We start from the raw sequence: 18,138 nt of genomic DNA, 5'->3' as shown, positions 1-18,138 counted from the left end.
GCGGATGGTTCTTTGGTGGAGCCCTGCGGGCCTTACTCAATGTCGATCAGGTTGCTGTTGGGCTTGGGCAGCTGCTTCTTGACCTCAGGACGGGGCAGGGTGATCTTCAGGACACCATCCTCAAACTTGGCGTGGATGTCCTCCTTCTTGATCTCCTCGCCCACATAGAAGCTGCGGGTGCAGGTGCCCGAGAAGGTCTCGCGGCGGACGTAGCGGCCATTCTGGCCTTCGTTGCCGGTGGTGTGGCTGCGGACGGCCTGGATGGTCAGATAACCGTCCTGCAGCTGCATCTTGACGTTCTCCTTCTTGCAGCCGGGCAGGTCCACATCCATCTCATAACCGTTCTCGACTTCCTTCACGTCGGTTTTCATCATGTTGGATGCCCGCTTGCCGAAGGTGTTGCGGGTATCGCGGTTCAGCTCCCGCTCCATATCGCTGAAGAACGGATCAAACCAGTCATCGAACAAATTCTCATGAAAAACAGCAGGCAGTAACATAAGTCAAACCTCCTATCACAGCCCTCAGGGGCTGGTATATCATCTGAAATTCTCAGGGCGGGAAGGCCCTTGCCGGGGTTCTTTGGTTTCCCCCGGGGCCCTTCCTCCTGACCACGGCCTTAGTATAGCACGCATTTTTAGCACTGTCAAGCATAGAGTGCTAAAGTTAATTCTTTCTTCATAATCCTGTCACATTTCCCGACAGGGTGCGCGCTTTTTCTTTTCTGTACGCGCTTTTTCATCTCACATCCGCATTCTGTCCAGCGCTTGCGCATTCCTTCCGCTTGCATCTCCGGACACAAAAACGCCCCCGAGAGGCTTTCCGGAGGGCGGGGGCTTTGTGTTTTCATCGGTTCCGGGGCAGTTTGGGGGCGGGGCCGGTGGAGCCCCGGAGAATCAGCTGGCCGTGAAGCAGCAGGCTGCTGATGGGCACCCCGTTCATCAGGCTGTCCAGGGCGTAATAGCCGCTCTTGCCGATCTGGAGCCGATCCTGGCGGATGGTGGTGAGGGGCGGGGCGGTGTGGGCGCAGAAAGGCAGGTCGTCAAAGCCCACAATGCTCAGCCGCCGGGGCACGTCGATGCCCAGTTCCTGGCAGCGGATCAGCACCGTATGGGCCAGCAGGTCCGAGCTGCACAGGATGGCGGTAACCCCCTGGTCCAGCAGCCGGGGCAGGTGATTGTCCAGGCACTCGGAGAAGTAATAGGAGTATCCCGCCAGGCTCTTGGAGCTGGGCAGCTTGCGGCGGTTCAGCTCATAGAAGAAGCTGCGGTACCGCACCTGGGTGATGTGGGAGCCCAGCGCCCCGCTCAGGTAGCCGATTTTCCGGTGTCCCATGCCGTACAGGGCCTCTACCGCCTGGCCGATGGCCTCGTTGTTGTCGATGCCCAGGGTGGCCACGGTGGGGTTGCCCAGGATCAGGTTGTCGTACAGCACCGCCGGGGTGCGGCTGCGGGGAAATTCCTTCATCCAGGGGTCGTTCAGGCTCATGCCCAGAACCAGGGCCCCCAGATATCCCTCCCGCAGCATGAAGGTATCGTAAGGCACCGACTGCTGCAGCTCTTTGGTCAGCTCCACCACCCGCACGCCATAGCCCGAGGGCTCCGCCATCTGGCGGAAGCCGGTGACGATATCGGTGCCGAAATCCTCCGGTTTGCTGCAGCTCATGTTCTCGATCAGGATACACAGGCTCCGCACCGCGCCGCGGCGGGCCCGGGTATAGCCCAGGGCCACCGCTGTCTCCAGGATGGTCTTGCGCAGCGCGTCGCTGACGTCGGGCGCGCCGTTCAGCGCCTTGGATACGGTCCCCTTGGAGACGCCCACTTTCTTTGCGATATCATCCATTGTGACCATCCCGGCCGGCACCTTCCTTCTATGCCAATATGGCTTTTATTATACCTTTTCCATGCCAAAAAGGCAAATGTCGAAACCTTTAAAAAAGTTTCGAGAGTTTCAACCGGTATACTTCGTTTTGTCATATCACCATAAAGTCAGACACTTTTGTTGTGTAACCTTCACAAATTATTCACGAACCATCAAAAAAGACTTGATTCTTCGCTAAAACAGGTTTATATTTATCCCAGAGCGAAACATTACGAAACTTTCGCATTTTGGTTCACACGGCCATACTACACGATAGGAGGAATTGCCACATGCGCAAAAAATTGTCCGCAGCCCTTGCCCTGTTGCTGGCAGGGGCCACCATGCTGGGTTTGCTGACCGGCTGCTCCAGCCAACAAAGCGGCGCGAGCGAAGAGGTTCGGCTTATGGTCTGGAGTCCGTCCGAGGACCAGTCCAAAGACAGCGGCCAGTGGCTCCAGACCTGCTGCGAGCGGTTTGCCGAGCTTCACCCCGAGTGGGACATCACCTTTGTCTACGGCGTTGTGGATGAGACCAGCGCCGGCACCACCATCTCCCAGGACCCCGAGGCCAGCGCCGACGTGTTTATGTTCACCAACGACGTTTTGACCAACCTGACCGATGCGGGCGCTCCGGCCAAGTTTGGCGGCAAATACGCCGATCAGATCAAGTCCACCAACAGCGACGCTTTGCTGGACTCTCTGACCCTGGACGACTACCTGTACGCCGTCCCCTTTACCACCAACACCTGGTACATGTATTATGACAAGCGGGTCTTTTCGGAGGAGGACGTGAAGAACCTGGACACCATGCTGGAGAAGGGCGTGGTCAGCTTCCCCTTCACCAACTCCTGGTACCTGCCGGCCTTCTACTTCGGCAACGGCTGCACCCTGTTCGGTGACGGCACCCAGGAAGAGCTGGGCGCCGACTTCGGCGGCGAGAACGCCGTGGAGGTCACCAACTACCTGATCGACCTGTACAATCACCCCAACTTCGTGGTGGATGCCGACGGCTCGGGCATTGCGGGCCTGCGCGACGGCAGCATCAACGCCATGTTCAGCGGCTCCTGGGATGCGGCCTCCATCAAGGAGATCCTGGGCGAGAATATGGGTGTGGCCGCCCTGCCCACCTACACCCTGAACGGCGAGGAGAAACAGATGTACGCCTACGCCGGCAGCAAGGCCATCGGCGTCAACTCCCACAGCAAGTACATGGTGCAGGCCATCGAGCTGGCCATCTATCTGGGCTCCGCCGAGGCCCAGCAGCTCCACTATGAACTGCGCAACGTGATCCCCTGCAACACCGAGCTGCTGGCCGACCCCGCCATCGCCAGCGACCTGGTGGTGGCCGCCCAGAACGACACCTTCGACAACACCTCGGTTCTGCAGCCCTTCGTGGCCTCCATGAGCAACTGCTGGACCCCCGTGGAGAACCTGGGCAAGGGCATCCGCAGCGGAACCGTCACCCACGAAAACGCCGCGGAACAGACCATCGCCATGAACGACGCCATGAACAGCAACGGCATCTCGTAAGGAAAGGGAGGAATCGAGGATGAACGCGACAAGCGCATTGAAACTGCGCCGTGCCTATGTGGCCGAAAACCCCTGCACCTGCACGGCAGCTTTGAAAGACGGCGGCATCGAGACCAAGCTCTCGGCCCTGGTCATGGGCCTGGGCAACATCGTCCACGGACAGGTGGTCAAGGGCCTGCTGTTCCTGGCGGTGGAAGTAGCCTATCTGGTCTTTATGTTCACCTAGGGCTTCTATAACCTGTCCATGCTGGTGGGCCTGGGCAGCGTGGAACAGCAGGAGTACTGGAACGAGGAACTGCAAATTTTTGAGTACACCCAGGGCGACCAGTCCATCCTGCTGCTCCTGTACGGCCTGGCCACCCTCTTCATCACCGGCCTGGTGTTCTGGATCTGGCGCGGCACCCTCAAGAGCGCCTACCACGCCGAGTGCATGGCCAAAGCCGGCAAGCACATCAACACCTTCACCGAGGATCTGAAGGAGCTGCTGGACTCCAACCTCTACCGCCTCCTGATGACCCCCTCCATGTTCTTCATCACGGTGCTGACCATCCTGCCCCTGGTCTTTATGATCTGCATGGCCTTCACCAACTACAGCAAGATCGGCAACCATCTGGTCCTGTTCGACTGGGTGGGCCTGGACAACTTCCGCACCCTGTTTGACTCCAACTCGGTTCTGGGCTCCACCTTCTGGCGGGTCCTGGGCTGGACCCTGGTCTGGGCCTTCTTCGCCACCTTCACCAACTACTTCGCCGGCATGATCCTGGCCATCGTCATCAACCGCAAGGAAACCAAGTTCAAGGGCTTCTGGCGCTTCTGCTTCGTGCTGCCCTGCGCAGTGCCCATGTTCGTCTCCCTGCTGATCATGCGCACCATGCTCCAGCCCGAGGGCGCCGTCAACGTCCTGCTGCGCCAGCTGGGCTTCATCGCCGAGGGCACCAGCCTTCCCTTCTTCACCGATCCCACTTGGGCCCGGGTCACCGTCATCCTCATCAACATCTGGGTGGGCGTCCCCTACACCCTGCTCCAGCTCACCGGCGTGCTCCAGAACATCCCCACCGACCTCTATGAGGCCGCCACGGTGGACGGCGCCAACTCGGTGCAGACCTTCTTCCGCATTACCCTGCCCTACATGTTCTACGTCACCACCCCCTATCTGATCGCCACCTTCGCCGGCAACGTCAACAACTTCAACGTCATCTATCTGCTGTCGGGCGGCGACCCCGTCACCGACCTGGCCTCCACCGCCGGCAGCACCGACCTGCTGGTCACCTGGCTGTACAAGCTGACCATCGACAAGCAGTACTACAACGTGGGCGCCGTCGTCGGCATTCTGACCTTTATCATCCTGGCCATTGGCTCGCTGCTGACCTATCGCCGCAGCAAGTCCTACCGTGAAGAAGGAGGCTTCTGAGCATGAGTTCCAATCAAAAACAGGCCAGCGCCAAGCGCATCAAGGCCCGCAACAACGCCATTGTCTATGTGGTCCTGTCCATCCTGGCGGTGATCTGGCTGTTCCCGGTCCTGTGGGTGGTGCTGACCAGCTTCCGCGCCGAGAAAGGCAGCTACGTCTCCACCTTCTTCCCCAAGTCCTACACCCTGGACAACTACATCAAGCTGTTCACCGACACCAGCATCCTCAACTTCCCCCAGATGTTCATGAACACCCTGTTCATCGCCGTCTGCTCCTGCATTTTGTCCGCCTTCTTCCTGCTGTCGGCCTCCTACTGCCTGTCCCGGCTGCGGTTCAAAATGCGCAAGCCCTACATGAACATGGCCATGATTCTGGGCCTGTTCCCCGGCTTCATGTCCATGGTGGCCGTCTACTTCATCCTGAAGGCGGTGGGCCTCACCGAGGGCAACAACGTCCGTCTGGCCCTGATCCTGTGCTATTCGGGCGGCGCGGCCCTGGGCTTCCAGATCACCAAGGGCTTCTTTGACACCATCCCCATGGCGCTGGACGAAGCCGCCCTGCTGGATGGCTGCACCCGCTGGCAGATCTTCACCAAGATCACCCTGCCCCTGTCCAAGCCCATCGTCATCTACACCGTCCTGACCTCGTTCATCGGACCCTGGGTGGACTTCATCTTCGCCAAGGTGATCTGCCGCGCCAACTCCGACCAGTACACGGTGGCCATCGGCCTGTGGAAGATGCTGGAGAAGGAGTACATTGACAACTGGTACACCTGCTTCGCGGCCGGCGCCGTGCTGATCTCGATTCCCATTGCGATCCTGTTCCTGAAACTGCAGAAATACTACGTCAACGGCATGGCCGGCGCGGTCAAGGGCTGATCGGTATTCTCTGAGCGCATTTCCCCCAAGTCCCAACCCACGCAGCAGCCGTCAGACCCCCATATCTGGCGGCTGCTGTCCTTTTGACAGACCGAAGGAGCTTTCATGCAGACTGAAACCCAAACCGCGGCCGCACGCCGCAAAATGTACGATTCCAAGGCATTTGAAGTCCAGTTCCACACCGACGCCCCCCTGGGGGCCCTGTGGACGGCCCGGTCCACCCGCTTTGCCCTCTGGGCCCCCACCGCCCGCAAGGTGACCCTGTCCCTGTACGAGGACGGCGACGCCGGGGACAGCACCCTGATGATCGACCTGGTCCGGGGCGAGCGCGGGGTCTGGCAGACCGAGGTGGAGGGCAACCTGGACGGCCGCTATTACGACTACGCCGTCACCGACAGCGAGGGGGTCACCCGGCAGACCGCCGATCCCTGGGCCCGGGCCTGCGGCCGGGATGGGTTCCGCAGCATGGTCATCGACCTGCGCCGCACCGACCCCGAGGGCTGGGCCGCCGACCAGCCCCCGGCCCGCCATCCCGAGGACATCATCTGGGAGGTCCACGTCAAGGACTTTTCCCACGACGTCCACAGCGGCGTCCCCGAGGAACTGCGGGGCAAGTACAAGGCCCTGACCCTCACCGGCACCACCCTGGACGGCGACGGGGTCCACCCCACCTGTCTGGACTACCTCAAGCGGCTGGGCATCACCCATGTGCAGCTGATGCCGGTGTACGACTATGGTTCGGTGCCCGAGAGCGATCCCGAGGCCTTCAACTGGGGCTATGACCCGGTGAACTACAACGTCCCCGAGGGCAGCTACGCCTCCGACCCCTGCGACGGCGCCGTCCGCATCCGGGAACTGAAAGAGGCGGTCCAGGCCCTCCACCGCAGCGGCTTCCGGGTCATCATGGACGTGGTGTACAACCACACCTACAAGCTGGATTCCTGGCTGTGGCGGACCGAGCCCTGGTACTTCTACCGCCAGAACCCCGACGGCAGCCCCGCCGCCGGCTCGGGCTGCGGCAACGACCTGGCCAGCGAGCGGAGCATGTGCGGGCGGTATATCCTGGAATCGGTGCTGTACTGGGCCCGGGAATACCACATGGACGGCTTCCGGTTCGACCTGATGGGCTTGCTGGACACCGGCCTGATGGAGCGGATTCGTGCCGCCCTGGACGAGGAATACGGCCGCGGCGAAAAACTGCTGTTCGGCGAGCCCTGGAGCGCCGGCCGCAGCCCCATGCACCGGAAGGCGGTCCCCGCCGGCAAGCGGGCCCTGCCCACCCTGGATGAAAACATCGGCGCCTTCTGCGACGCCACCCGGGACCTGGTCAAGGGCCATATCCTCCACGCCGAGCGTCCCGGCTTTGTCAACGGCGGCTCGGCCCGGCTGGCCGACCTGAGCGCCGCCGTCACCGGCTGGGCCGGGGTGAAGGGCGGCCGGTTCGCGGTGCGGACCCCCTCCCAGACCATCACCTACCTGTCCAGCCACGACGACTGGACCCTGTGGGACAAGCTGGTCATCACCATGGACCCCACCCGAAGTTTTGACACCCCCACCCCCGAGGTACTGCAGGCCAACCGGCTGGCGGCAGCCTTCTGCTTTGGCTGTCAGGGCCGCCTGTTCCTGCTGGCGGGCGAGGAATTCGGCCGCACCAAACAGGGCCTGCAGGACAGCTACAACGCCCCCGCCCGGCTCAACCAGCTGGACTGGACCCGGGCCTGGTCGGGGCCCTGGCATGAGCTGGAGGAATATTACCGGGGCCTGATGGCCCTGCGCCAGCATCTGCCCGCCCTGTGGGACAAGACCGAGCAGGCCCGGAACCGGCTTCTGGCCTCCTGGCGGCCCAGCCGCCTGTGCGCGGCCTTCCTGCTGGACAACAGCGGCCCCGCCAGCCGGTGGGATCAGCTGCTGCTGTTCTACAACGCATCCGACCGCATCCGTCCCGCCGCCCTGCCCGAGGGCCGGTGGCAGCTGCTGGCCGACGAGGGCCGCAGCACCTGCTGGCAGGACCAGTCCCCCGTCCTGCTGGACGGCCTGGCCCAGCTGCCCACCTCCGGCGCCCTGATTCTGGGCCGGACATCACTGGATTAAGGAGTACATTGCTATGGACTTTCTCTTTGGCCGGCAGGACTTTGCCGGCGAAAACGCCCAGCAGAACTGTTTTTTGCTGGCCAACAGCCTGGGCGGCTACTGTTCCCTGTCGGCGGCCTTCTCGGCCACCCGCAACGACCACGCCTTTCTGATGGCCTGCCTGCGGGCCCCCGCTGCCCGTTTTGACCTGGTCCACCGCCTGTCCGAACAGCTGGACGCAGGCGGCCAGCGCCTCTGGCTCTCTACCCAGGACAAAGCCGGCGCCCCCGCCGAGGACGGCTGGCGGCATCTGATCCTGATGGACGCCGAGGGCCCCTGCTGGGTCTATGAGGCGGCGGGCGTCCGGGTCACCCGCCGGGTGGCCATCCAGTACGGCGCCAACACGGCGGCGGTCCGCTACACCATTGAAAACGGCTCCGCCTCCCCCTGCGCCCTGACCGTCACCCCCTGGCTGCGCTTTGTGCCCAAAGGGGGCAAGATGACCCGCCGCCGCATGTTCGACTGGCAGGCCGATCGGGTGTCCAGCGGCGGAATGGACCTGTATTTCTCGGTGGAAGGAGGCCGGGCCGAGGCCCTGGAAGCGCCTCAGTTTGAGACCCTGTTCTTCCGCCACGACGCCCCCGACGGCCGCACCCCCACCGGCCTGTGCGGCGCAGCGGGCCGCTTCCTGTTTGAGGCCGCCCCCGGCGAGACCCGGGAGGCCGCCGTGGTATTCAGCACCGAGTCCCGGCCGCCCAAAGCCGACGCGGTTCTCTCGGGCCAGGCCCGCCGCCGCAAGGCCCAGGCCGCGGCTGCCGGGCTCCACAGCCCTCTGGGCAAGGTTCTCTCGGAGGCCGCCGATGCCTTTGTGGTGGATCGGGCCTCCACCGGCGGCAAGACCATCATCGCCGGTTACCCCTTCTTCACCGACTGGGGACGGGATACCATGATCGCCCTGCCCGGCTGCACCCTCTCCACCGGCCGGTGGGAGGATGCCAAAAGCATCCTGCGCACCTTTGCCGAAAACGAGCGGGACGGCCTGCTGCCCAACCTCTTCCCCGACCAGGACGCCCCGCCCCAGTACAACACGGTGGACGCCGCCCTGCTGTTCATCAACTGCCTGTGGCTGTACCACGTCCGCACCGGGGACGACGCCTTTGTCCGGGAGGTCTGGCCCTGTGCCGCCCGCATTGTAGAGCGGTATCAGGCCGGCACCCTCCACGGCATCCACATGGACGCCGACGGCCTCATCTGCGCCGGCCAGGGCCTGGACCAGGTGACCTGGATGGACGTGCGGATCGGGGAAATCCTTCCCACTCCCCGCCACGGCAAGCCGGTGGAAGTCAACGCCTACTGGTACAACGCCCTCCGGATCATGGCCCGGCTGGCGCCCCTGACCGGCGCCGAGGGCGCATCCTATGACGCCCTGGCCGACCGGGTGGGCGAGATCTTCCGCCGCAGCTTCTGGATGCCGGACCAGCAGCGGCTGCGGGACGTCATCGGGGATGTGCCCTCCGAGGCCGACACCCAGCTGCGGTGCAACCAGATCTGGGCGGTGTCCATGCCCTTCACTCCCCTCACCCGCTCCCAGGCGGAAGGGGTGGTGCGCAGCGTCCGCCGGGCCCTGTGGACCCCCTGCGGTCTGCGGACCCTGGACCCCGCCGATCCCAATTTCCACCCTGTCTACGGCGGCCCCCAGAAGGTGCGGGACCTGGCCTATCATCAGGGCACCGTCTGGCCCTTCCCCCTGGGCGGGTATTATCTGGCTGAGCTGCGGCTGGGGAATTTCGGCCCCGACATCTGCCGCCGGGTGAGCCGGGATCTGGACGCCCTGGTCCCCGCCCTGCGGGAGGGATGCCTGGGCCAGCTGCCCGAAATCTATGACGGCGCCGCGCCGGGACCCTCCCGCGGGTGCTTCGCCCAGGCCTGGAGCGTGGGCGAGATGCTGCGGGTCTGCGAGGCGCTGGAACGCCCCGCCGCCGCGGGTCTGGACAACGGCTGGGCCCAGGAGTAAACTAAGGCTGTACGCCCATTTTCCCATCACGACAAGGAGGCAACGCCATCTATGAATCTGGCTGCCATCACCCATCAGGCCCGCACCCCCATGTGCTGTGCCCTGGACCAGGAAACCCTTCAGATTACCCTGCGCACCGGCCGGGATGCCGACGCGGTGGAATTGATTTACGCCGACCCCTATGAGGGCGGCATCGCCGGCGGCGAGGCCGCCTGGCAGGGCCGCCGGGCCCCCATGTCCCCCGCCTTCACCCTGGAACATCACCAGCTGTGGACTACCACCCTCCGCCCGCCCTACCGCCGTCTGCGCTACTGCTTCGCGGTGCATCAGGGGGAGGAGTGCTGGTATTACTATGAGGACGGGCTGCGGCCCTTCCTCCAGCTGGACAACCGGGTCCAGTGCTTCACCATGCCCTGGATGAACCCCGCCGACTACATCGCGCCCCCCGACTGGGTCCGCCATACCGTCTGGTATCAGATCTTCCCCGACCGGTTCTGCCGGGGCGGCAGCGGCCGGCCTGGGGCCCTGCCCTGGCGGCGGGGGCCGGTCACCAACGCCGACCGCTTCGGCGGAGATCTGGCGGGCATCACCTCCAAACTGCCCTACCTGGCCCGGCTGGGCATCGGCGGCCTTTACCTGACCCCCCTTTTCGCCTCCCCCAGCATCCACAAATACGACACCGCCGACTACACCCGCATCGACCCCGATTTCGGCGCCGAGGCGGACCTGTCCCGCCTGGTCCGCGCCGCCCATCAGAACGGCATCCGGGTGATGCTGGATGCCGTGTTCAACCACTGCGGCCCCGGCTTTGCCCCCTGGCGGGATGTGGTGGAGCACGGCCCCCAGTCCCCCTACTGGAAGTGGTTCTTTGTCCGTCAGTGGCCCTTCACCGAGGGGGACACCCGGGATGGCCGGTATTTCTCCTTTGCCTTCCACGGCGGCATGCCCAAGCTCAACACCAACGAGCCGGAAGTGCAGGAGTACTTCATCACCCTGTGCGAGAACTGGGTCCGCCGGTACGACATCGACGCCATCCGCTTTGACGTGGGCAACGAGATTTCCCACGCCTTCCTCCGCAAACTGCGGGCCCGGCTCAAGGCCCTCAAGCCCGACCTGTACCTGCTGGGCGAGATCTGGCACGACGCCTCCCCCTGGCTGGAGGGGGACGAGTACGACGCCGTCATGCACTATCCCCTCCAGAGCGCCCTGCGCCGCTTCTTTGAGGACGACGCCCTCCCCGCCGAGGCCTTCGGCTGGGATGTGGGCCAGTGCCTGGCGGCCTACCCGCCCCAGGTGGACACCGCCCAGTTCACCCTGCTGGACTCCCACGACACCATCCGGCTGCGGACCCGCGCCGCCTCGGAGGCGGATTTCTGGCAGCAGCTGGCGGCCCTGTTCACCCTGCCCGGCAGCCCCTGCATCTACTACGGCACCGAGCTGGAAATGGAGGGCGGACCCGACCCCGACTGCCGCCGGTGCATGCCCTGGGAGGAGCTGGACACCCCCGCCGGCAAGGCCAGCCACGACGCCCTGCAGGCCCTCATCGCCCTGCGCCGGCAGGAACCCGCCCTCCAGGGCCGGGAGATCGTCTTTGACCCCGGCCCCGGGCGTCTGGTCCGCTACCGCCGGGGCAATCCGGCCGAGGCGCTGGAAATCTGCCTCAACGCCGGCAACCAGCCCCAGCCCCTGGCCCCGGGCGGTGAGGAACTGTTCTGCCGCGGCTGGGACGGCGGCGTCCTGGCCCCCGGCGGCATCCTGATCCGCCGGGCCTGAGCGCCCATCCCATCCACAACAAGGAGGTTTTTCCCTATGATGGATTTCAGCAAAAAAGACTGGTGGAAACAAGCTGTCATCTACCAGATTTATCCCAAGAGCTTTCAGGACTCCAACGGGGACGGCATCGGCGACCTGCCCGGCATCCTCTCCCGGCTGGACTATCTCCAGAAACTGGGTGTGGACGCCCTGTGGCTGTGCCCGGTGTTCGCCTCCCCCCAGGCCGACAACGGCTATGACGTGGCCGACTATCAGGCCATCGACCCCATGTTCGGCAGCCTGGACGATATGCGCACCCTGATCCGGGAGGCCAAGGCCCGGGGCATCGGCATTCTGCTGGACCTGGTGCTGAACCACACCAGCGACCAGCACCGCTGGTTCCAGGCGGCCTGCCAGAGCCGGGACAACCCCTGCCACGACTACTACGTCTGGCGGGACGGCGAGCCGGGAGTCCTGCCCAACGACATGCGGGCCGCCTTCGGCGGGCCGGCCTGGACCTATGTGCCGGCGGTGGGACAGTATTACTTCCATCAGTTCGCCCCCCAGCAGCCCGACCTGAACTGGTTTAACCCCGCCGTCCGGCAGGAACTGTACCGGATGATCCGGTTCTGGATGGAGGAAGGGGTGGAGGGCTTCCGCCTGGACGTCATCGACCAGGTGGCCAAGGAGCCCGACCGCAAAATCACCGCCAACGGCCCCCATCTGATGGAGTTTCTGCGGGAACTGAACCGGGAGACCTGGGGCGGAGCCAACCTGGTGACGGTGGGCGAGGCCTGGGGCGCCAACCTCGACCGGGCCCGCCAGTACAGTGCCCCCGACGGCACCGTGTTCAGCATGGTGTTCCAGTTTGAGCAGATGGTGCTGGACCACACCGGCAACAAGTGGGAGCCCAAAGACTTCTCCCTGCCCCAGCTCAAGGAGAGCATTGCCCGTTGGCAGAAGGGCCTCCACGGCTGCGGCTGGAACAGCCTTTTCTGGAACAACCACGACCTGCCCCGGATCGTCAGCCGCTGGGGCGACGACGGCGCCCATCGGGTGGACTCGGCCAAGGCCCTGGCGGTGGCCCTCCACGGCCTGCAGGGCACGCCCTACATCTACCAGGGCGAGGAGCTGGGGATGACCAACGTGGACTTCCCCCTGGAAGACCTGCGAGACCTGGAGAGCATCAACGCCTACCACGAGCTGATCGCCAAGGGCGAGCCGGAGGAGCTGGCCATGGCCCACATCCACCGGATGATGCGGGACAACGCCCGCACCCCCATGCAGTGGACCGCCGGGCCCAACGCCGGATTCACCACCGGCACCCCCTGGATGAAGCTCAATCCCAACCACACCGAGATCAACGCCGAGGCCGCTCTGGCCGACCCCGACTCGGTCTTTTACACCTACCAGAAGCTGATTGCCCTGCGCAAGGAGCATCCGGTCTTTGTGGAGGGAGATTTCACCCTGCTGTGCCCCGAGGACAAGCAGGTCTTTGCCTACCTGCGCCGGGGGGCCGGCCAGGAACTGCTGGCCGCTGTCAACCTCAGCGGCCAGCAGGCCGCCTTTGACCTGCCCGAGGCCTTCCGGGGCTGCACCCCGCTGCTGGCCACCCAGGGCGCGCCCCAGGATGGGGTCCTGCGCCCCTGGGAGGCCGTCCTCTGGCTGCGCAGCCTGTAAGTCTAACTTGTTTGGTTGATCCATACTCTGTTTTGTCACAGAAAAGGAGGGGTTTCCCATGGAACTCAAACAACAGCTGTCCGCCATCACCCAGGAGCGCTTTGGCTGTCCGCCTGCGGACTGCACCGATGCCCAGCTCTATCAGGCCCTGCTGGCCCTGACCCAGGAGCGGGCCGCCGCCCTGCCGGCCCCCGACACCGGGCGCAAGCTCTACTACTTCTCAGCCGAGTTTCTGCTGGGCAAGCTGCTCAGCAACAACCTGCTGGCCCTGGGCCTGTTCGAGCCGGTCCGCACCCTGCTGGACGAGATGGGCCGCTCGCTGGCGGCTTTGGAGGAATACGAGCCCGAGCCCTCGCTGGGCAACGGCGGACTGGGCCGTCTGGCCGCCTGTTTTCTGGATTCCATTGCGGCCCTGGGCCTGCCCGGGGACGGCGTGGGCCTGAACTATCACTACGGCCTGTTCCATCAGAAGTTCACCGACCGCAGGCAGCAGGAACAGCCCGACCCCTGGATTCAGCCCGAGAGCTGGCTGATTTCCACCGGCAAGACCTTCACCGTTCCCTTCGGGGGCTTTGAGCTGACGGCCAATCTCTACGACATTCTGGTGCCCGGCGCCCACAGCGGCATTGCCAACCGGCTTCACCTGTTTGACGTATCCGACCCCGCCCAGCCCCCTGCCGACGGCATTCGGTTTGACAAGCGGGACATCCCCCACTGCCTGACCTCCTTCCTCTACCCCGACGACAGCGACTACGAGGGCCAGCTGCTGCGGGTGTATCAGCAGTACTTCATGGTGTCGGCGGGGGCCCAGCTGATTCTGGAAGAACTGGCCGGCCGGGGCTTCGGGCCCGAAACCCTCAGCGACCATGTGGCCATCCAGATCAACGACACCCACCCCTCCATGGTGATTCCCGAGCTGATCCGCCTGCTGACCGGTCTGGGCCTGACCTTCGACCAGGCCCTGGCCCAGGTGGAACAGACCTGCGCCTACACCAACCACACCATTCTGGCCGAGGCGCTGGAAAAGTGGCCTCTGGACTACATCCGGACGGTGGCGCCCCAGCTGGTGCCCATCATTGAGGAGCTGGACCGCCGGGCCCGCCAGCGCAGCGGCGACGACCGGGTGTCCATCCTGGACCCCTGGGGCCGGGTGCACATGGCCCATATGGACATCCATTACGGCCACTCGGTGAACGGCGTGGCGGCCCTCCACACCGAAATCCTCAAAAACAGCGAACTGAAACCCTTCTACGACCTGTACCCTGAGAAGTTCAACAACAAGACCAACGGCGTGACCTTCCGCCGGTGGCTGGAAGCCTGCGACCCGGCCCTGGCCCGGTGGATCACCCAGCGGATCGGCGACGGATGGACCCGTGACGCCGCCCAGCTGGAAAAGCTGCTGGACTACGCCGGCGACGCCGACAGCCTCAGCGCCCTGCTGGAGGTCAAGCAGCACAACAAGCGGAAATTCCAGGCCCTGCTGCGGCAGCGCCAGGGGGTGGAGATCGACCCCAACTCCATCTTTGACATCCAGGTCAAGCGTCTCCACGAGTACAAGCGCCAGCAGATGAACGCCCTGTGGGTCATCTACAAATACTGTGAGATTAAGTCGGGCCGTCGTCCGGCCCGGCCCATCACCGTCCTGTTCGGGGCCAAGGCGGCCCCGGCCTACACCATGGCCAAGAACATCATCCACCTGATCCTCTGCCTGCAGGCTTTGACCGAATCGGACCCCGACGTCCGGCCCTGGCTCCATGTGGTGATGGTGGAGAACTACAACGTCAGCTGGGCCGAGGCCCTGATCCCCGCCTGCGACCTGTCGGAACAGATCTCCCTGGCCTCCAAGGAGGCCAGCGGCACCAGCAACATGAAGTTCATGGCCAACGGCGCAGTGACGCTGGGCACCATGGACGGCGCCAACGTGGAAATCGCCGATCTGGTGGGCCCGGACAACATTTTCACCTTCGGCGCATCCAGCGACCAGGTCATCGACCTCTACGCCCGCAATGCCTACCGGTCTCTGGACTACTACCACCGGCCCAACCTGGAATATCTGGTGGACTTCTTGCTGACGCCCCAGATGCTCTCGCTGGGTGACCCCAACCTGCTGTGGCCCCTGTGGAACGACCTGAAGTACAAGGACTGGTTCATGGCCCTGCTGGATCTGGAGAGCTACATCGCCGCCAAGGAGCGTGCGCTGGCCGCCTACGAGGACCGCACCGCCTGGGCCAAAAAGATGCTGGTGAACATTGCCAAGTCGGGATATTTCTCCTCCGACCGCACCATCGCCCAGTACGACGCCGACATCTGGCATCTGTGCCCAGCCGCCGCCCCGGAAGCTCCCGCAAAGGCTGAGGCCGCCCCAGAGGCCGCGGAGGCCCCCGAAACGCCCGCCGCCCCTGAGAAGGACGAATAACCAGCCCCGGGCAGGCCGCCCCACACACAATAAAAAGCCGGAAGGCGCGGAATGAATCCGCAGCCTTCCGGCTTTCTTTATGTGGATATCGCTCAGCGGGTTTCCGCCAGCAGCACTTCCGACAGCATCCCGCGGACGGCGTCGGTCAGATCCATGGTCTGGAGGACGCCCAGCAGTTCGGCGGCATTCATGCCGCTCTGCAGGTAGCCGTAGATCCGCTCTTTCAGGTTGTACTCCATCTCGGCCTTGTACAGCAGCTGGAAGGTCTCCTGCAGCAGGTCATTGGACCGCACCGCCACCGGATGGCCGAACCGCACCTCCAGCCGGTCGGCGGGGGTGATGGCGGGGGCCTGCACCGTCAGAGTGTGGGTGTCCTCCTGATAGCTGCACACTGCCTCCGCCGGCTGGCCGTTCACCAGCACCTCCACCGGCTGGTCGGCCACGCCCCGGAATTCCAGGGTGTAGGTCCGCCGGGCGGGGACGGTGGCAGGATTGCCCTCCACCGGGGCGATGGTGAAGCAGCCTTCTTTCATGCAGTCCCAGGTCATATGGGTGATAGCGGCGGTGGGAGCCGGGTCCAGGCTGACGCCGTCATCCTCGTACAGGTCAAAGGCTCCGTCGCTGCCCGGGAACACCTTGACCACCATGACCTCGGGGTTGTCGATGCGGTTGCTGTAGGGTTCCAGGGCGGCCATGGGCAGGATGCCGCCCGCCCTGGCCAGCACCGGGATGTCCTCGATGCCCCGCCAGAGGATCAGTTTCCGGCCGCCGTCGTAGACCCGGCCGTTGAACAGGTCGAACCACTTGCCCGCCGGCAGCCACGCCTCGAAGGAGGCGGCCCCGGCCTTTTTGTCCATGGGCCGGGTGATGGGGCAGGCGATGAGCTGGGTGCCGAAATAGTACTCGTTAGGCACCTCGTAGGCCTCGGGCTGTTCCGGCTCCAGGTAGTACATGGGCCGCACCAGCGGCTGGCCCTCCTGGCTGGCCAGCCGGTTCATGGTGTAGAGATAGGGCACCAGCTGATGGCGCAGGCGCAGGTATTTCTTCATCACCGTCTCGGAAATCAGGTTGTAGTTCCAGGGTTCCTTGCCGGTGAAGCGGCTGTTGGAGCTGTGCAGCCGCATGATGGGCGAAAAGACACCCAGCTGGACCCAGCGGGTGGACAGTTCATCGTCCTTGTAGCCCATCATATGGCCGCCGATGTCGTGGCTCCACCAGCCATAGCCCACATTGCTGGCGTTGGCGGTGAAATAGGGCTGGAAGTCCAGCGATTCCCAGGTGATGATGGTATCCCCCGAGAAGCCCACCGGGTACCGGTGGCTGCCCACGCCGGCGTAGCGGGAGAAGGTCATCCCCCGCTTGCCGTCCCGCATGCTGTCCAGATAGTGGTAGTGGTTCAGCATCCACAGGGGGTCCAGACCGGGGATTTTGGTGCGGGTGCCCTGCTGCCAGTCCAGCCACCAGAAGTCCACCCCGTCCTTTTCCTGGGGGTGGTGGAGGCACTCAAAATAGGCTTTCAGGAATTTGGGGTCGGCGATGTCGAACTCGATGGTCTCGCCGGTGCGCCAGTCCCGGCCCAGCGCCTCGGCCATGGGCCGGTAGGCCTCCTCAAAGGCACGGACGCCGTCCGCCGGGTGAACGTTCAGCGTCACCCGCAGGTTGTGCTGGTGCAGCCAGTCCATGAAGGCCGGCGGGTCGGGAAACAGCTCTTTGTTCCAGGTGTAGCCGGTCCAGCCGCTGCCGTACTTGGGGTCCACGTTCACCAGGTGCCAGTCCATGTCGATGACCGACACCGAGAAGGGCACCTGTTCCTTCTCAAACCGCTGGACCAGTTCCTTATACTCCTGGTCGGTGTAGCGGTGGTAGCGGCTCCACCAGTTGCCCAGGGCGAACCGGGGCAGCATGGGGGTATCCCCCGTCAGGCGGTAAAAGTCCCGCAGGCAGCCCTGGTAGTCGTGGCCGTACCCGAAGAAGTACAGGTCTACCGTCTCCCCTTTCCGGGTCTCCACCCAGCCGTCCTCCCGGATCACCAGGGAATGGCTGTCGTCCAATACGCCATACCGTCCCCGGGACACCACGCCGTGGTCCAGCTCCACCGCGCCGTCCGCCCCGTCCAGGGTGCGGGCGGTGCCGCCCAGGTCCTCCACCGGCTCGCCGTAATGCCAGACGGCGTTGTGGGCGTCCTTGCTGGCCTTGACCGTCAGGGACAGGCCGCTGGGGGAAAAGGCCTGTTTGTCGTACAGCAGCTCCACCCCTTCGGTGACGATTTTGAGGGAGTGTTCGGTCTCATACACCTCAAAGGCGGGCACCGGGAACTCCCGGTTCATCACGCACTGGGTGGGGCGGTCCTCAAAGATCCCCGCCTCATTGTACTCCAGTCGGAACAGCCGCGGCGTCAGCAGGCTGAACCGGTATTTGTCCCCCTGCACCACCGCTTCCCGGCGGCAGATGGGACGGCTCTTGATCTGGGTCGTTTCCATAGGCAGCATCCTTTCCTTATCCTTCATCCATCAGGCCCTCTTTTTGGTCTG

The 18,138-nt window shown here is 64.3% G+C and carries 12 protein-coding genes; 9 read left to right on the top strand and 3 right to left on the bottom strand.

Going from position 1 to position 18,138, the window contains the following annotated elements; all coding sequences use genetic code 11:
* Nucleotides 1-32: 32 nt before the first annotated feature.
* Both B5E67_RS04515 and B5E67_RS04510 read right to left on the bottom strand, forming a co-directional pair.
* A complete protein-coding gene (locus tag B5E67_RS04515) occupies nucleotides 33-497 on the bottom strand; it encodes an Hsp20/alpha crystallin family protein (RefSeq protein ID WP_087364072.1) in 465 nt (154 codons plus the stop codon).
* A 346-nt stretch (nucleotides 498-843) separates the two neighbouring features.
* Nucleotides 844-1,839 carry a LacI family DNA-binding transcriptional regulator gene (locus B5E67_RS04510; RefSeq protein ID WP_343214625.1) on the bottom strand — a complete coding sequence of 332 codons (996 nt, stop codon included), beginning with the start codon at nucleotides 1,837-1,839 and terminating at the stop codon, nucleotides 844-846.
* 308 nt (nucleotides 1,840-2,147) lie between these two features.
* Here B5E67_RS04510 and B5E67_RS04505 point away from each other — a divergent pair, with 308 nt between their 5' ends.
* The 9 genes from B5E67_RS04505 (at nucleotide 2,148) to B5E67_RS04470 (ending at nucleotide 15,607) form a co-directional block, all read left to right on the top strand.
* A complete protein-coding gene (locus tag B5E67_RS04505) occupies nucleotides 2,148-3,386 on the top strand; it encodes an extracellular solute-binding protein (RefSeq protein WP_087383233.1) in 1,239 nt (412 codons plus the stop codon).
* A gap of 19 nt (nucleotides 3,387-3,405) precedes the next feature.
* Nucleotides 3,406-3,612: a hypothetical protein gene (locus B5E67_RS16085; protein ID WP_343286512.1), complete on the top strand. Its 207-nt coding sequence runs from the start codon at nucleotides 3,406-3,408 to the stop codon at nucleotides 3,610-3,612.
* Nucleotides 3,613-3,630: 18 nt separating this feature from the next.
* The gene (locus B5E67_RS04500; RefSeq protein ID WP_343286511.1) at nucleotides 3,631-4,797 is read left to right on the top strand and encodes a sugar ABC transporter permease; all 1,167 of its coding nucleotides are present in this window, start codon (nucleotides 3,631-3,633) and stop codon (nucleotides 4,795-4,797) included.
* Between the two features lie 2 nt (nucleotides 4,798-4,799).
* Nucleotides 4,800-5,675 (top strand): sugar ABC transporter permease, encoded by an 876-nt coding sequence (locus tag B5E67_RS04495; protein ID WP_087247267.1) that lies wholly within the window; start codon nucleotides 4,800-4,802, stop codon nucleotides 5,673-5,675.
* A 105-nt stretch (nucleotides 5,676-5,780) separates the two neighbouring features.
* Nucleotides 5,781-7,766 (top strand): type I pullulanase, encoded by a 1,986-nt coding sequence (pulA, locus tag B5E67_RS04490; protein ID WP_087383230.1) that lies wholly within the window; start codon nucleotides 5,781-5,783, stop codon nucleotides 7,764-7,766.
* A 13-nt stretch (nucleotides 7,767-7,779) separates the two neighbouring features.
* Complete coding sequence (locus B5E67_RS04485) at nucleotides 7,780-9,759, top strand: amylo-alpha-1,6-glucosidase (RefSeq protein WP_087383227.1); 1,980 nt, start codon at nucleotides 7,780-7,782, stop codon at nucleotides 9,757-9,759.
* Between the two features lie 51 nt (nucleotides 9,760-9,810).
* A complete protein-coding gene (locus tag B5E67_RS04480; RefSeq protein WP_087383225.1) occupies nucleotides 9,811-11,532 on the top strand; it encodes a glycoside hydrolase family 13 protein in 1,722 nt (573 codons plus the stop codon).
* Between the two features lie 36 nt (nucleotides 11,533-11,568).
* On the top strand, nucleotides 11,569-13,191 hold the full coding sequence (locus B5E67_RS04475; RefSeq protein WP_343286510.1) for an alpha-glucosidase: 1,623 nt from the start codon (nucleotides 11,569-11,571) through the stop codon (nucleotides 13,189-13,191).
* Between the two features lie 58 nt (nucleotides 13,192-13,249).
* On the top strand, nucleotides 13,250-15,607 hold the full coding sequence (locus B5E67_RS04470; RefSeq protein WP_087383222.1) for a glycogen/starch/alpha-glucan phosphorylase: 2,358 nt from the start codon (nucleotides 13,250-13,252) through the stop codon (nucleotides 15,605-15,607).
* 92 nt (nucleotides 15,608-15,699) lie between these two features.
* Here B5E67_RS04470 and B5E67_RS04465 read toward each other — a convergent pair whose 3' ends face one another.
* Entirely contained in the window at nucleotides 15,700-18,114 is a 2,415-nt protein-coding gene (locus tag B5E67_RS04465) for a TIM-barrel domain-containing protein (protein ID WP_242956782.1), read from the bottom strand.
* Nucleotides 18,115-18,138: the final 24 nt, after the last annotated feature.

It is taken from the genome of Faecalibacterium sp. An122 (assembly GCF_002160895.1).
In the GTDB taxonomy this organism is placed as follows: Bacteria; Bacillota; Clostridia; order Oscillospirales; family Ruminococcaceae; genus Faecalibacterium.
Note: the sequence above shows the minus strand (reverse complement) of the source record. Positions and strands in the feature narration are given on the sequence as shown.

Excerpts from the sequence above, each read along its gene's own strand:
- B5E67_RS04515 (WP_087364072.1), bottom strand. The coding sequence starts at position 497 with ATGTTACTGCCTGCTGTTTTTCATGAGAATTTGTTCGATGACTGGTTT.
- B5E67_RS04510 (WP_343214625.1), bottom strand. The coding sequence starts at position 1,839 with ATGGATGATATCGCAAAGAAAGTGGGCGTCTCCAAGGGGACCGTATCC.
- B5E67_RS04505 (WP_087383233.1), top strand. The coding sequence starts at position 2,148 with ATGCGCAAAAAATTGTCCGCAGCCCTTGCCCTGTTGCTGGCAGGGGCC.
- B5E67_RS16085 (WP_343286512.1), top strand. The coding sequence starts at position 3,406 with ATGAACGCGACAAGCGCATTGAAACTGCGCCGTGCCTATGTGGCCGAA.
- B5E67_RS04500 (WP_343286511.1), top strand. The coding sequence starts at position 3,631 with ATGCTGGTGGGCCTGGGCAGCGTGGAACAGCAGGAGTACTGGAACGAG.
- B5E67_RS04495 (WP_087247267.1), top strand. The coding sequence starts at position 4,800 with ATGAGTTCCAATCAAAAACAGGCCAGCGCCAAGCGCATCAAGGCCCGC.
- pulA (WP_087383230.1), top strand. The coding sequence starts at position 5,781 with ATGCAGACTGAAACCCAAACCGCGGCCGCACGCCGCAAAATGTACGAT.
- B5E67_RS04485 (WP_087383227.1), top strand. The coding sequence starts at position 7,780 with ATGGACTTTCTCTTTGGCCGGCAGGACTTTGCCGGCGAAAACGCCCAG.
- B5E67_RS04480 (WP_087383225.1), top strand. The coding sequence starts at position 9,811 with ATGAATCTGGCTGCCATCACCCATCAGGCCCGCACCCCCATGTGCTGT.
- B5E67_RS04475 (WP_343286510.1), top strand. The coding sequence starts at position 11,569 with ATGATGGATTTCAGCAAAAAAGACTGGTGGAAACAAGCTGTCATCTAC.
- B5E67_RS04470 (WP_087383222.1), top strand. The coding sequence starts at position 13,250 with ATGGAACTCAAACAACAGCTGTCCGCCATCACCCAGGAGCGCTTTGGC.
- B5E67_RS04465 (WP_242956782.1), bottom strand. The coding sequence starts at position 18,114 with ATGAAGGATAAGGAAAGGATGCTGCCTATGGAAACGACCCAGATCAAG.